The organism is Streptomyces sp. SPB074, assembly GCF_000154905.1.
In the GTDB taxonomy this organism is placed as follows: Bacteria; Actinomycetota; Actinomycetes; order Streptomycetales; family Streptomycetaceae; genus Streptomyces.
Genome location: NZ_GG770539.1, coordinates 2,893,237 through 2,905,833, shown reverse-complemented (window position 1 = coordinate 2,905,833; position 12,597 = coordinate 2,893,237). Strand labels below are relative to the sequence as shown.

Here is a 12,597-nt window from a genome sequence, read left to right as displayed (position 1 = left end):
CGACTGGGCCGCGCGCATCCTCCGCTCGCGCCGCCCCTTCCCCGCCCCCGACCCTGGGGCCCCCCTCGTCCTCGTCGCCTGCTCCGGCGGCGCCGACTCCATGGCCCTCGCCTCCGCGCTCGCCTTCGAGGCCCCCCGCCTCGGCGTCCGCGCCGGGGGCGTCACCGTCGACCACCGCCTCCAGGAAGGCTCCGGCCGCCGCGCCGCCGAGGTCGCCGCCCGGCTCACCGCCCTGCGCCTGGCCCCCGTCGAGGCCGTCGCCGTCGACGTCGGCCGCGCCGGAGGACCCGAGGCCGCCGCGCGCGAGGCCAGGTACGCGGCACTCGACGCCGTCGCCGAGGAGCACGGCGCCGCCGCGATCCTCCTCGGCCACACCCGAGACGACCAGGCCGAGACCGTCCTCCTCGGCCTCGCCCGCGGCTCCGGCACCCGCTCCCTGTCCGGCATGGCCGAGATCTCCGGGCCCGGCGGACGCTACCGCCGCCCCTTCCTGCGCATCGACCGGCAGACCGCCCGCAAGGCGTGCATGGTCCAGTCGCTGCCCGTGTGGGACGACCCGCACAACACCGACCCCGCCTACACCCGCTCCCGGCTGCGCCACGAGGGCCTGCCCGCCCTGGAGAAGTCCCTCGGCAAGGGCGTCGTCGAAGCCCTCGCCCGTACGGCCCAGCTCTCCCGCGACGACGCCGACGCACTCGACGCCTGGGCCGCGCGCGCCGCCGGGACCGTCCGCGACGAGGACGGCGCACTCGACTGCGCCGGCCTCTACGCCCTGCCCGCCGCCGTCCGCCGCCGCGTCCTGCGCGCCGCCCTCCTCGGCGCGGGCGCCCCCGGCGGAGCGCTCTTCGCCGCGCACATCGAGGAGGTGGACCGGCTCATCACCGCCTGGCGCGGGCAGCGGGCCCTCAACCTCCCCGGGAAGGTCGAGGCCAGGCGGCTAGGTGGCAGACTGGTCATCCGGCAAGGCTGAGGCGCGCGCCCACGGGCGGGCGCGCCGCCGCCCCCGGTTCGACAGACGAAAGTGATGCGCGTGGACGCGAAAGACATGGGCTCCGACCTCCAGTCGGTCCTCCTCACGAAGGAAGAGATCGACGCGAAGCTCGCCGAGCTGGCCGCCAAGATCGACGCGGAGTACGCGGGCAAGGACCTCCTTCTGGTCGGAGTCCTCAAGGGCGCGGTGATGGTCATGGCCGACCTCGCCCGCGCCCTGTCCACACCGGTCACGATGGACTGGATGGCCGTCTCGTCCTACGGGGCGGGCACCCAGTCCTCCGGCGTGGTGCGCATCCTCAAGGACCTCGACACCGACATCAAGGGCCGTCACGTCCTGATCGTCGAGGACATCATCGACTCCGGGCTCACCCTGTCGTGGCTGCTCACCAACCTCGGCTCCCGCGAGCCCGCGTCCCTGGAGGTGTGCACCCTGCTGCGCAAGCCGGACGCCGCGAAGGTCGCGATCGACGTGAAGTGGACGGGCTTCGACATCCCCAGCGAGTTCGTCGTCGGCTACGGGCTCGACTACGGCGAGAAGTACCGCAACCTGCCCTTCGTCGGCACCCTCGCACCGCACGTCTACGGCGGCTGACCCCCGCCGGGGGCCGGCGCCGCCGCCCGTACGGGCCACCGGGTGCCGCGCGGCGGCGCCCGGCCGGGGGCGCGTCACACTCCGCGCGCCGCCCCGGGAACCCGTACGCCCTCTCCCGCGTTGGACGAGGCGTAACCAGGTTCGCCAGCACTCCCCTGCGTCTTCGGGTGACAATGCTGGGGTACCGTCCGAAGAGCAGTCTTTATCTCACTCACTATGGCAGGAGGGACGGGGCGCATCCCGCTCCGTGTGGATGGACGTGAAGCGATACTTCCGTGGGCCGGTCATGTGGATCGTGCTGGCCGTCCTCGCCGTGGTCGTGTTGATGCAGTTCGTCGGTAATTCCGGCGGCTACAAGACGGTGGACACCGGTCAGGTCGTCAAGGCGATCGACCAGGACAAGGCGAAGGCGGTCAAGCTCAGCACCGGCGATGACCAGATCATCAAGGTCGAGCTGAAGAAGGACCAGAAGGTCAAGGGGAGCAGCAAGATCCAGGCGAGCTACATCGGCACCCAGGGCGCCGATCTCGCCGACACGCTCCAGCAGAAGTTCCAGGACAACAAGATCCCCGACGGCTACACCGTCCAGCCGTCGAAGCAGAGCCCGTTCCTCAGCATCCTCTTCTCGTTGCTGCCGATCATCGTCATCGTCCTCATCTTCCTGTTCCTCATGAACCAGATGCAGGGCGGCGGTTCCCGCGTCATGCAGTTCGGGAAGTCCAAGGCGAAGCTCCTGACGAAGGACACCCCGAAGACGACCTTCTCGGACGTCGCGGGCTCCGACGAGGCCGTCGAGGAACTCCAGGAGATCAAGGAGTTTCTCCAGGAACCGGCGAAGTTCCAGGCCGTCGGCGCCAAGATCCCCAAGGGCGTCCTGCTCTACGGGCCCCCCGGCACCGGCAAGACCCTCCTCGCCCGCGCGGTGGCGGGTGAGGCCGGGGTGCCGTTCTACTCGATCTCCGGCTCCGACTTCGTGGAGATGTTCGTCGGTGTCGGTGCCTCCCGGGTGCGCGACCTCTTCGAGCAGGCCAAGGCGAACGCCCCGGCCATCGTCTTCGTGGACGAGATCGACGCCGTCGGCCGGCACCGCGGCGCGGGCCTCGGCGGCGGTCACGACGAGCGCGAGCAGACGCTCAACCAGCTCCTCGTCGAGATGGACGGCTTCGACGTCAAGGGCGGCGTGATCCTCATCGCCGCCACGAACCGGCCCGACATCCTCGACCCGGCGCTCCTGCGCCCGGGCCGCTTCGACCGGCAGATCGCCGTCGACCGCCCCGACATGCAGGGCCGCCTGGAGATCCTCAAGGTGCACGTGCAGGGCAAGCCCGTCGCCCCCGGCGTCGACCTCGCGGCCGTCGCCCGGCGCACCCCGGGCTTCACCGGCGCCGACCTCGCCAACGTGCTCAACGAGGCCGCGCTCCTCACCGCGCGCAGCGACAAGAAGCTCATCGACAACAGCATGCTCGACGAGGCCATCGACCGCGTCGTCGCGGGCCCCCAGAAGCGCACCCGCATCATGTCGGACAAGGAGAAGAAGATCACCGCGTACCACGAGGGCGGACACGCCCTGGTCGCGGCGGCCTCCCCGAACTCCGACCCCGTGCACAAGATCACCATCCTGTCCCGGGGCCGCGCCCTGGGGTACACCATGGTGCTCCCGGACGAGGACAAGTACTCGACCACGCGCAACGAGATGCTCGACCAGCTCGCCTACATGCTGGGCGGCCGGGCCGCGGAGGAACTCGTCTTCCACGACCCGACGACCGGCGCGGCGAACGACATCGAGAAGGCGACCGGGACCGCCCGCGCCATGGTCACCCAGTACGGGATGACCGAGCGGCTCGGTGCGATCAAGTTCGGCGGCGACAACTCGGAGCCCTTCCTGGGCCGCGAGATGGGGCACCAGCGCGACTACTCGGAAGAGGTCGCCGCGCTCGTCGACGAAGAGGTCAAGAAGCTCATCGAGACCGCGCACAACGAGGCGTGGGAGATCCTGGTCGAGAACCGGGACGTCCTGGACAACCTGGTCCTCGCGCTCCTGGAGAAGGAGACGCTGGGCAAGGAGGAGATCGCCGAGATCTTCGCGCCGATCGTGCGCCGCCCGGCGCGCCCGGCCTGGACCGGATCGTCCCGCCGGACGCCGTCCACCAGGCCGCCGGTGCTTTCGCCGAAGGAACTCCAGCTCACGCACGGCGCCCACGGCGCCCACGGCGCCACGGGCGCCAACGGCACCCAGCCGAGCCAGGTCTCCGTCGACAAGGCACCGCAGGCCGAGCCGGAGTCCTCCCCGGAGGACCGCGGCGAGAGCTGAGCGCGCGGCGCGCCCCGGGCGGACGGCCCGGGGCCGCACGCGTGGCGCGGGCCGGGCCCGGAATGAAGCCCGCCCCCTCCAGGTTTTAGCCTGGAGGGGGCGGGTTTTCCCGTATCCCCAGGTCCGGGCAGCGGCCCCGGGCGGCGGCACGGCAACGGAACGAGGCAGACATGACCGACCCGGTGACCCTGGACGGCGAGGGCACGATCGGTGTCTTCGACGAGAAGCGGGCCGAGAACGCCGTCCGCGAACTCCTCCTCGCCGTGGGCGAGGACCCCGACCGCGAGGGGCTGCGCGAGACGCCCGGCCGGGTCGCGCGCGCCTACAAGGAGATCTTCGCCGGGCTGTGGCTGCAGCCGGAGGACGTGCTGACCACGACCTTCGACCTCGGGCACGACGAGATGGTCCTGGTGAAGGACATCGAGGTGCAGAGCACCTGCGAACACCACCTCGTGCCCTTCGCCGGTGTCGCCCACGTCGGCTACATCCCCGCCGCCGACGGCAAGATCACCGGTCTCTCCAAGCTCGCCCGCCTCGTGGACGTCTACGCCCGCCGCCCCCAGGTGCAGGAACGGCTCACCACGCAGGTCGCCGAAGCGCTCATGCGGATACTGGAGCCGCGCGGCGTCATCGTCGTCGTGGAGTGCGAGCACCTGTGCATGTCCATGCGCGGGGTGCGCAAGCCCGGCGCCAAGACGCTCACGTCGGCGGTACGGGGCCAGCTCCGCGACCCGGCGACGCGGGCCGAGGCGATGAGCCTGATCATGGCGCGCTGAACCCGCCGGCCCGGCGGTGCGCCCCGCGCCGTGCCACCCCTGCTCCGGTCACCCGTACCCCGTACCCGCGAGGCTTCTCAGCCCGCCGGGTGCGGGGTGTCGTCGTCGTGGTCCTCGGGGAGCTTGCAGACGTGCTCCAGGAAGAAGGCGACGGCGACGACGGCCGCGCCCGCGAGGACCGTGAGCGCGGCGTACACCGCCTGGTCGCGGCGGGCGGGGATGTCGAGACGGGTGAGGAGGAAGACGCCCGTACCGCCGTAGAGCCCGGCGACGACGGCCGCGACGAGGGCGCTGGCCTGGCCGAGGACGACGGCGCGCGCGGCCTGGAGCGGGTTGACGCCCTCGGCCTCCGGCCTGCGCTCGCGCTGGGCGCGCAGCCGGGAGCGCATGGACAGGGCGGTGGCCAGGAGCAGCGCGGCGAGCGCGAAGAAGACGACGGGCGCGGCGACGGGCACGGAGGGCAGTTGCCCGTAGGCGTCCCAGAGCCTGGCCCCGGCCCAGGCGAGCACCCCGGCCACGAGGAAGATCCCGGCGAGCACCCGGAGGCGGAGCTTCTGCACCTGACTGTCGTCCCTTCGTACGCCCACGGGGCGCGTGGCCCTTCCGCGAGCGCCCCTCTCCGACCCTAACGGCTATTCGGGGACGATCAGTTCCAGATCGTGCCGCCGGACGACGCCCTCGTCGCCCACCGCCGCGCGCAGCTCACCGACCGTGCCGCGGCCGGGCAGGCTCGCCTCCGGCTCGATGTCGGCCCAGGGCGCGAGGACGAAGGCGCGTTCGTGGGCGCGGGGGTGCGGGAGGGTGAGCACGGGGTCGTCCGAGGCGATGTCCGCGTACGTGACGATGTCCACGTCCAGGGTGCGCGGCCCCCAGCGCTCGGCGCGCTCGCGGTGGAACGCCTCCTCGATGGCGTGCGCGCGTTCCAGGAGCGAGGAGGGCGGCAGCGTGGTGCGCAGGGAGACGACGGCGTTGAAGTAGGTGGGCTGGCTGCCCGGCTCGACGCCCCAGGGCTCGGTCTCGTAGACGGGCGAGACGGCCTTGACGCGCAGGCCGGGGGTGTCCTCCAGGGCGTCGATCGCGCCCTGGAGGGTCTCCAGGCGGTTCCCGAGGTTCGAGCCGAGGGCGATGACGGCGCGGTGCGGGTTGGAGAGCGTGGTGTCGGCGGCGTCCACCTGGGCGACGACCGATGCGGGCACCGGCTGGACGGTGGGGTCCCCGGGGGACTGGTCGCGTGCGGTCATGCTCGGCTCCGGGTGATGGTGACGGTCACGTCGTCGAAGGGGACCGTGATGGGTGCTTGGGGTTTGTGGACGACGACCTCCACCTCGCGCACGGCCGTGTGCCGCAGGCAGGTCCGCGCGATGCGCTCGGCGAGGGTTTCGATGAGGTCGACCGGTTCGCCCTCCACGACGGCGACGACCTCCTCGGCGACCACTCCGTAGTGCACGGTCCGTTCCAGGTCGTCCCCGCTCGCGGCGGGGCGGGTGTCCAGGCCGAGGCTCAGGTCGATCACGAAGGTCTGGCCCTGCTCGCGTTCCTCGGGGAAGACACCGTGGTGCCCCCGGGCGCGCAGGCCGCGCAGCGCGACTCGGTCCACGTACTCACTCCAGCGGTCGGCGGTCCCCCTGGGCCTGCCGGGTCGGCGCGAGCGGCACCGTCCGGCACGGCGGGGCCGCGTTCGAATGCTTCTGGCGTATTCGAATCTACCCGCGCGGGGGGACGGGGGACGTGGAAGGGGGGTGTGGGGGGACGGGGGGTGTGGGGGACGCAGCCGTGTGCGCGCAGCCCCCGCCCTCCCAGGGGGCACCCCTGCAACAAGTCTTTCAGCGATTCGGCCCCCCGCCCGACCACTCCCCGCGATCTGTGGATAACTCCGCACAAGTCAAAAATCCGCTCGCTCTTCCGAGTGAGCGGATTTTTCGCCCGGAGCACGCGGATGCCGCGTCGCGCTACGGTTCAGGCCGGCGTCGCGTCTTCCGGCCCCCGGGACTCCTCGTCGGGACCGTCCTCCTCGTCGTCGTCCCTGGTCAGGACGGGCGAGGCGTGGTGCGACCACAGGCGCCAGCCCGCGGCCGTGCGGCGGAAGAGGTTCGTCGCCACGACGAGCTGGCCGAGCAGCGGGCCCGGACCCTCCTCGTCCTCGGGGGCCGGGGCGCCCGAGAGGATGTTCTCGGTGCAGGTCAGCAGCGCCGTCTGGCCGTGCACCCTGACGGCCACATCGGTCAGGAAGAACTGGATGTACTCGGTGTTCGCCATGATCACCGCGTAACTGCGCAGCACCTCGCCGCGCCCGCTGAGCACCGGCCACCCCGGGTGCACGCACGCGATGTCGGAGCCGTCGCCGTCGTTGACGTCGTCCGTCGTGTCCAGCCACAGTCCGGCGAGCGCGTCGAAGTCGCCCGCCTCCATCGCCGCGTAGTAGGCGGCGTTCGCCTGCTCGACCTCCTCGGCCGCCGTACGGGCGCTCACCGGGCGGCCTCGACCGCGCGCGCCACGCGTACCGCGTCGGCGCTCGCCCGTACCTCGTGCACGCGCACGCCCCAGGCGCCGCCCGCCGCCGAGAGCGCCGTGACCGCGGCCGTCGCCGCGTCCCGCTCGCGCGCGGGGGGCGGCGTCGCCGCGGCGCCGCCCGCCAGGACGCGGCCGAGGAACCGCTTGCGGGACGCGGCCACCAGGAGCGGGCGGCCGAGCGCGTGGAGCCGGTCGAGGTGCCCGAGGAGGGCGAGGTCGTGCTCCGTCGTCTTCGCGAAGCCGAGCCCCGGATCGAGCAGGACGCGCTCGGGCGCGACCCCCGCCCCGACCACCGCCGCCACGCGCCGTTCCAGCTCCTCCACCACCTCGCCGACGACGTCCGCGTAGACGGCGCGGGCGTTCATGCCCTCGCTGAAACCCCGCCAGTGCATCACGACGAACGGGGCGCCCGTCGCGGCGACCATCGGGACCATCGCCGGGTCGGCGAGGCCGCCGCTCACGTCGTTGACGAGGTGCGCCCCCGCGTCCAGCGCGGCCTCGGCGACCCGCGCGCGCATCGTGTCCACCGACAGCGTGACGCCCTCGGCGGCGAGCGCCCGGATCACGGGCACGACCCGGCGCAGTTCCTCCTCCTCGTCCACCCGGAGGGCCCCCGGACGCGTCGACTCGCCGCCGACATCGACCAGGTCGGCGCCCTGCGCGACGAGTTCGAGACCGTGCTTCACCGCGGCGCCGGTGTCGAACCAGCGTCCCCCGTCCGAGAAGGAATCGGGCGTCACGTTGACGACCCCCATGACCGCGCACCGGTCCCACTCGGGCAGACCCTCGACGCGACCGCGCCCTCGCAAGGTACTCATGCCGCCCAGGGTAGGCGCTGCACGGGCCCGGAAGCGGGCGCGCGGACGCGCGGGTCCGCGCGCCCGCGACGCTGGTCAGCGGGCGTGGGCGGGGGTGCGGGGGTGGACGGGGCGGGGGCCGCCGCGGCTCAGACCGAGCTGACCGTCTCCAGCGCGATTTCCGCCCTGGCCACGTCCCGGGCGTCGGCCGCCGTCGAGCGGCGCAGGGCCTCGTGGAGGCGGGCCGGGGTGAGGACGCCGAGGAAGCGGTCGCCGTCGTCCGGGTCGGTCACGGCGATCCAGCCCGCGTCGTGCTGGAGCATCGTCGCGAACGCCTGCTTGAGCGTCGCCCCGACGGGCAGCCACGCCTCCATGCGCCGGACCCGGTCCGCGACGGTGCCGGTCCGCGCCGCCGCCTCCGCCTCGTTCTCCGGGCCGCCGATCCAGCCGCGCAGCGCGCCCGCGCCGTCCAGGACGACGGCCCAGCGGGCGTCCTCGGCGCGCAGCCGCGCGGAGACCTCGGCGAGCGGGTCGCCGAGCCCCACCACGGGCGGCTGTTCGAGGTCGCCGGGCTCGATCGGGGTGACCGAGAGGCGCTTGAGGCCGCGGTCCGCGCCGACGAAGTCCGCGACGTACTCGGTCGCCGGGCCGCCGAGGACCGTGCTCGGTGTGTCGAACTGCTCGATGCGGCCCGCCCCGTAGACGGCCATGCGGTCGCCGAGCCGGACCGCCTCCTCTATGTCGTGCGTCACGAAGAGGACCGTCTTGTGGACGGCGGCCTGGAGACGCAGGAACTCGGACTGGAGGCGTTCGCGGACGACCGGGTCCACCGCGCCGAACGGCTCGTCCATGAGGAGGACGGGCGGATCGGCGGCGAGGGCGCGGGCCACGCCGACGCGCTGGCGCTGGCCGCCGGAGAGCTGCTCGGGGTAGCGGTCGCCGTAGACGGAGGGGTCGAGACCGACGAGGTCGAGGAGTTCGGCGGCGCGGGCGCGCGCCTTCGCCTTCTTCCAGCCGAGCAGGTGCGGCACGGTCGCCGTGTTGTCGAGGACCGATTTGTGCGGGAAAAGGCCCACTTGCTGGATGACGTAGCCGATCCGGCGGCGCAGTTCGACCGGATCGATGCCGGATATGTCCTCTCCATCCAGGTGTATGCGCCCGGCCGTCGGCTCGATGAGCCGGTTGACCATCTTCATCGTCGTGGTCTTCCCGCACCCCGAGGGGCCGACGAGGGTGACGAGTTCACCGGCCGCGACCTCGAAGGACAGGTCGTCGACGGCGGTGGTGCCGTCCTCGTAACGCTTGCTGACGTGCTCGAACCGGATCATGGGTCCCCATTGTGGTCGGTCGTATGTCTCCAGTGTTGCCCCTTGTTGCCGGAATGCGACGGGGCGACGAAGAGTTCGGAGGATTGTCGGTGCCGCGGGTTAGGGTCGCGGCAGATCGACCACCTGTGCGAACGCGTGGGGCGGGCGGTGCGGCGGGCGCGGCGCGGACGGGGACGTCCGGGCCCGGTGGCGGCGGCCCGCCCACGGCTCGGTCACGGTACGGACGCGGTGGGGTTGGCGTGCGCGCCGGCGGGTAGTCGGACGGCTGTTCTCGGGAGGTCCGGGGGCGACGGAGGACCGGAGGAGGTGGGCTCGCGCATGAGCGGACAGAACTGTTTGGTCACGAACGAGTGGATCTGCGGGGAGTACCTGCGAACCCGCAGCCATGAACTGACGGACGCGACGGTGCGGCACGTGCTGATCACCGTCGTCTCGGTCGCGATCGGCCTCGCCGTCGCACTGCCCCTCGCCCTCCTCGCCCGGCGCTACAAGGCGTTCGCCGGCCCGGTCCTGGGCCTCACCACGATCCTCTACACGATCCCCTCGCTCGCGATGTTCTCGCTGCTCCTGCCCGTCTTCGGGCTCTCCCCCGCGCTCGTCGTGACCGGGCTCGTCCTGTACTCGCTGACGATCCTCGTGCGGAACATCCTCGCCGGGCTCGAAGCCGTCCCGGAGGAGGCCCGCGAGGCCGCGCGCGGCATGGGGTACGGGTCCTGGCGCCTGCTGTGGGAGGTCGAACTGCCGCTCGCGCTGCCCGCCGTGCTCGGCGGGGTCCGCATCGCGACGGTCTCGACCGTCGCGCTCACCACCGTCGGCGCGATCGTCGACTACGGGGGCCTCGGCTCCCTCATCCTCGACGGCCTCGACACGACCTTCAAGGCGCAGGTCCTCGCCGCCTCCGTGCTGTGCGTCGTCCTCGCCGTGGCCGCCGACCTCCTGCTCCTCGGCCTCCAGCGGCTCCTCACCCCGTGGACCCGCGCGGGCCGCGTGCCCCGCAAGGCGCGCCGCGCCGCTTCCCGTTCGAACCCGGCGCCCGCGGAGGCGATATGAACGCGCTCACCGGAGCCTTCGACTGGCTCGGCGCCGCGAAGAACTGGCGCGGCGACGCCGGTATCCAGCACCGCCTGCTCGAACACCTCGCCTTCACCGGGCTGAGCCTGCTCGTGGCCTGCCTCATCGCCCTGCCCGTCGCCCTCTGGCTCGGCCACCTCGGCAAGGGCGGCGCGCTCGCCGTCAACATCTCCAACGTGGGCCGCGCCATCCCCACCCTCGCCCTGCTCGCGCTGCTCTCGCTCACCCCGCTGCGGCAGCACGGCGAGACACCGACGCTCATCGCGCTCGTCCTCTTCGCGATACCGCCCGTCCTCACCAACGCCTACATCGGGATGCGCGAGGCGGACCGCGCCGTCGTGGAGGCCGCGCGCGGCATGGGCATGAGCGGCGGGCAGGTCTTCCTCCGCGTCGAACTGCCCCTCGCCTTCCCGCTCCTCATGACCGGGATACGCAGCGCCGCCGTGCAGACCGTCGCCACGGCGACCCTCGCCGCGATCCCCGGCGGCGGCGGCCTCGGCCGCGTCATCACCGCCGGCTTCAACCTCCAGAACACCTCCCAGGTCGTCGCGGGCGCCCTCCTCGTCGCCCTCCTCGCGCTGCTCGTCGAAGGGCTCCTCGTCCTCCTCGGCCGCTGGGCCGACCCGATGCGCCACCGCGGCGCCAAGGGCACGGGACGCGGCACGGAGCCCGCCACCGCCTGAGCGATTCCCGCGCGCCCGCCCCGCGCGCCCGCGAACACCTCGCGCCACGACTTCCCCCCCTGTGAACCGATGAACGGAGACCCCGACATGAGCAGCAACACGCGCCGCGCGCGGCTGGCCGGAGCGGTGCTCGCCACCGCCGCACTCGCGGCGGGGCTCACCGCCTGCGGCGGCGACAGCCTGGAGGACAACGGCAAGGACACCTCCGCGAGCAAGAAGGACGACGGCGGGGACAAGAAGGGCTCGCTCGTCATCGGCGCGGCCCGCTTCACCGAGGCGAAGGTCCTCGCCGAGCTCTACGCGGGGGTCCTCAAGGACGCCGGGTACAGCACCTCGGTCAAGACCGTGCAGAACCGGGAGGTCTACGAGCCCGAGCTGCGCAAGGGCTCGATCGACGTCGTGCCCGAGTACGCCGCCACCTTCGCCGAGTGGCTCAACCACGACAAGAACGGCGAGAACGCCAAGGCCGTCGCCTCCAGCGACGTCGAGGCGACCGTCGCCGCGCTGCGCGAGCTGGCCGAGCCGCAGGGCCTCAAGGTCCTCGACGCGGGCAAGGCCGTCGACCAGAACGCCTTCGTCGTCACCAAGGACTACGCCGCCGAGCACAAGCTCAAGACGCTCTCCGACCTCGGCAAGTCGAAGGAGAAGGTCACCATCGCGGCGGGCGACGAGTGCGCGACGCGCTCCTTCTGCGCGCCGGGCCTCAAGAAGACGTACGGCATCAACGTGGCCGGAATCGACCCCAAGGGGGTCGGAACGCCGCAGTCCAAGCAGGCCGTGAAGGACGGCAAGGACCAGCTCGCCCTCACCACCACGACCGACGCCACGCTGGAGAGCTTCGGGCTCGTCGTGCTGGACGACGACAAGAAGCTCCAGAACGCCGACAACATCCTCCCCGTCGTCAACGCCAAGGACGCGGGTGACTCCGCGATAGCCAGTGCGCTCGACAAGCTCAACCAGACCCTCACGACGGACGATCTCGTGGAACTCAACCGCAAGGTCGACGCGGAACGCCAGAAGGAGAAGGACGTCGCCGCGGATTACCTCAAGGAGAAGGGGCTCGTGAAGGGCTGAGCGGGAATTCCGCGGGCACGCGGGCGCCGGTCGGAGGCGTGGCGGCCTCGGCGGGGCCGTCACGGGTGCCCGCGCGCGGGCCGCGCGTGGGGGGCGGCGGTTGGAGGCGGGCTCCGTACGAGCGCGCGGGGGATCTCGCGACGGCGTAGGGCGGGACCTGTCCGGCCCGCGTGGCGTGGGGTCCGCCCGGCCCGCGCGGCGTGGGGGGTCCACGGGCACCTCGTCGCGGGGGGCTCCGCCCGGCCTCGCCCCGTGGCCCCCCCGAACTTCGTCGCCGGTTCGACGGTCTTTCTCTAAAGAAGTCGTTACTGGGACAACCGCAGGGTACGTTTGTGGTTCCGGTGGGATCACGATTGTCGAGTTCATTTGATTTTTCTGTTAGGTTTTTTGATTATTTTCAGAGGCGGGATGATAAAATTTTTAAAGTGTGTAAGTTCTTTTTTTTTTTTTTTTTTTTTTTT

Annotated in this window: 13 protein-coding genes; 7 read left to right on the top strand and 6 right to left on the bottom strand. The window is 72.1% G+C overall.

The window, feature by feature from the left end:
- From tilS to folE, 4 genes are all read left to right on the top strand, one after another.
- Positions 1–970: tRNA lysidine(34) synthetase TilS (gene tilS / locus SSBG_RS11895; protein WP_037869542.1), on the top strand; the 970-nt coding region annotated here is incomplete at its 5' end.
- Between the two features lie 54 nt (positions 971–1,024).
- Positions 1,025–1,585, top strand: coding sequence for a hypoxanthine phosphoribosyltransferase (gene hpt / locus SSBG_RS11890; protein WP_037869540.1), 561 nt, complete (start codon positions 1,025–1,027; stop codon positions 1,583–1,585).
- A 253-nt stretch (positions 1,586–1,838) separates the two neighbouring features.
- Positions 1,839–3,896, top strand: a complete 2,058-nt coding sequence (ftsH, locus tag SSBG_RS11885; RefSeq protein WP_008746381.1) for an ATP-dependent zinc metalloprotease FtsH — start codon at positions 1,839–1,841, stop codon at positions 3,894–3,896.
- A 170-nt stretch (positions 3,897–4,066) separates the two neighbouring features.
- Complete coding sequence (gene folE / locus SSBG_RS11880) at positions 4,067–4,672, top strand: GTP cyclohydrolase I FolE (protein ID WP_008746380.1); 606 nt, start codon at positions 4,067–4,069, stop codon at positions 4,670–4,672.
- A 77-nt stretch (positions 4,673–4,749) separates the two neighbouring features.
- Here the strand turns inward: folE and SSBG_RS11875 are convergent, their stop codons facing one another.
- The 6 genes from SSBG_RS11875 to SSBG_RS11850 form a co-directional block, all read right to left on the bottom strand.
- A complete protein-coding gene (locus tag SSBG_RS11875) occupies positions 4,750–5,232 on the bottom strand; it encodes a DUF3180 domain-containing protein (protein WP_008746379.1) in 483 nt (160 codons plus the stop codon).
- A gap of 72 nt (positions 5,233–5,304) precedes the next feature.
- Positions 5,305–5,913, bottom strand: coding sequence for a 2-amino-4-hydroxy-6-hydroxymethyldihydropteridine diphosphokinase (folK, locus tag SSBG_RS11870; RefSeq protein WP_037869538.1), 609 nt, complete (start codon positions 5,911–5,913; stop codon positions 5,305–5,307).
- Complete coding sequence (folB, locus tag SSBG_RS11865; protein WP_037869536.1) at positions 5,910–6,269, bottom strand: dihydroneopterin aldolase; 360 nt, start codon at positions 6,267–6,269, stop codon at positions 5,910–5,912. Before folB ends, folK begins: the two co-directional genes overlap by 4 nt.
- A gap of 359 nt (positions 6,270–6,628) precedes the next feature.
- A complete protein-coding gene (locus SSBG_RS11860) occupies positions 6,629–7,141 on the bottom strand; it encodes a nuclear transport factor 2 family protein (protein ID WP_008746376.1) in 513 nt (170 codons plus the stop codon).
- Complete coding sequence (gene folP / locus SSBG_RS11855; RefSeq protein ID WP_078491277.1) at positions 7,138–8,001, bottom strand: dihydropteroate synthase; 864 nt, start codon at positions 7,999–8,001, stop codon at positions 7,138–7,140. Before folP ends, SSBG_RS11860 begins: the two co-directional genes overlap by 4 nt.
- Positions 8,002–8,129: 128 nt before the next feature.
- On the bottom strand, positions 8,130–9,308 hold the full coding sequence (locus SSBG_RS11850) for an ABC transporter ATP-binding protein (RefSeq protein ID WP_008746374.1): 1,179 nt from the start codon (positions 9,306–9,308) through the stop codon (positions 8,130–8,132).
- Between the two features lie 318 nt (positions 9,309–9,626).
- Here SSBG_RS11850 and SSBG_RS11845 point away from each other — a divergent pair, with 318 nt between their 5' ends.
- The 3 genes from SSBG_RS11845 to SSBG_RS11835 all read left to right on the top strand — a co-directional run bounded on the left by SSBG_RS11845 (position 9,627) and on the right by SSBG_RS11835 (position 12,136).
- The gene (locus SSBG_RS11845) at positions 9,627–10,358 is read left to right on the top strand and encodes an ABC transporter permease (RefSeq protein ID WP_008746373.1); all 732 of its coding nucleotides are present in this window, start codon (positions 9,627–9,629) and stop codon (positions 10,356–10,358) included.
- Positions 10,355–11,062, top strand: coding sequence for an ABC transporter permease (locus tag SSBG_RS11840; protein ID WP_008746372.1), 708 nt, complete (start codon positions 10,355–10,357; stop codon positions 11,060–11,062). Before SSBG_RS11845 ends, SSBG_RS11840 begins: the two co-directional genes overlap by 4 nt.
- A gap of 87 nt (positions 11,063–11,149) precedes the next feature.
- On the top strand, positions 11,150–12,136 hold the full coding sequence (locus SSBG_RS11835; RefSeq protein WP_008746371.1) for an ABC transporter substrate-binding protein: 987 nt from the start codon (positions 11,150–11,152) through the stop codon (positions 12,134–12,136).
- The last annotated feature ends 461 nt before the right edge of the window (positions 12,137–12,597 follow it).

Bases quoted from the DNA above. Each gene is read 5' to 3' on its own strand.
- hpt (WP_037869540.1), top strand. From the start codon at position 1,025: ATGCGCGTGGACGCGAAAGACATGGGCTCCGACCTCCAGTCGGTCCTC.
- ftsH (WP_008746381.1), top strand. From the start codon at position 1,839: ATGGACGTGAAGCGATACTTCCGTGGGCCGGTCATGTGGATCGTGCTG.
- folE (WP_008746380.1), top strand. From the start codon at position 4,067: ATGACCGACCCGGTGACCCTGGACGGCGAGGGCACGATCGGTGTCTTC.
- folK (WP_037869538.1), bottom strand. From the start codon at position 5,913: ATGACCGCACGCGACCAGTCCCCCGGGGACCCCACCGTCCAGCCGGTG.
- folP (WP_078491277.1), bottom strand. From the start codon at position 8,001: ATGAGTACCTTGCGAGGGCGCGGTCGCGTCGAGGGTCTGCCCGAGTGG.
- SSBG_RS11850 (WP_008746374.1), bottom strand. From the start codon at position 9,308: ATGATCCGGTTCGAGCACGTCAGCAAGCGTTACGAGGACGGCACCACC.
- SSBG_RS11845 (WP_008746373.1), top strand. From the start codon at position 9,627: ATGAGCGGACAGAACTGTTTGGTCACGAACGAGTGGATCTGCGGGGAG.
- SSBG_RS11840 (WP_008746372.1), top strand. From the start codon at position 10,355: ATGAACGCGCTCACCGGAGCCTTCGACTGGCTCGGCGCCGCGAAGAAC.
- SSBG_RS11835 (WP_008746371.1), top strand. From the start codon at position 11,150: ATGAGCAGCAACACGCGCCGCGCGCGGCTGGCCGGAGCGGTGCTCGCC.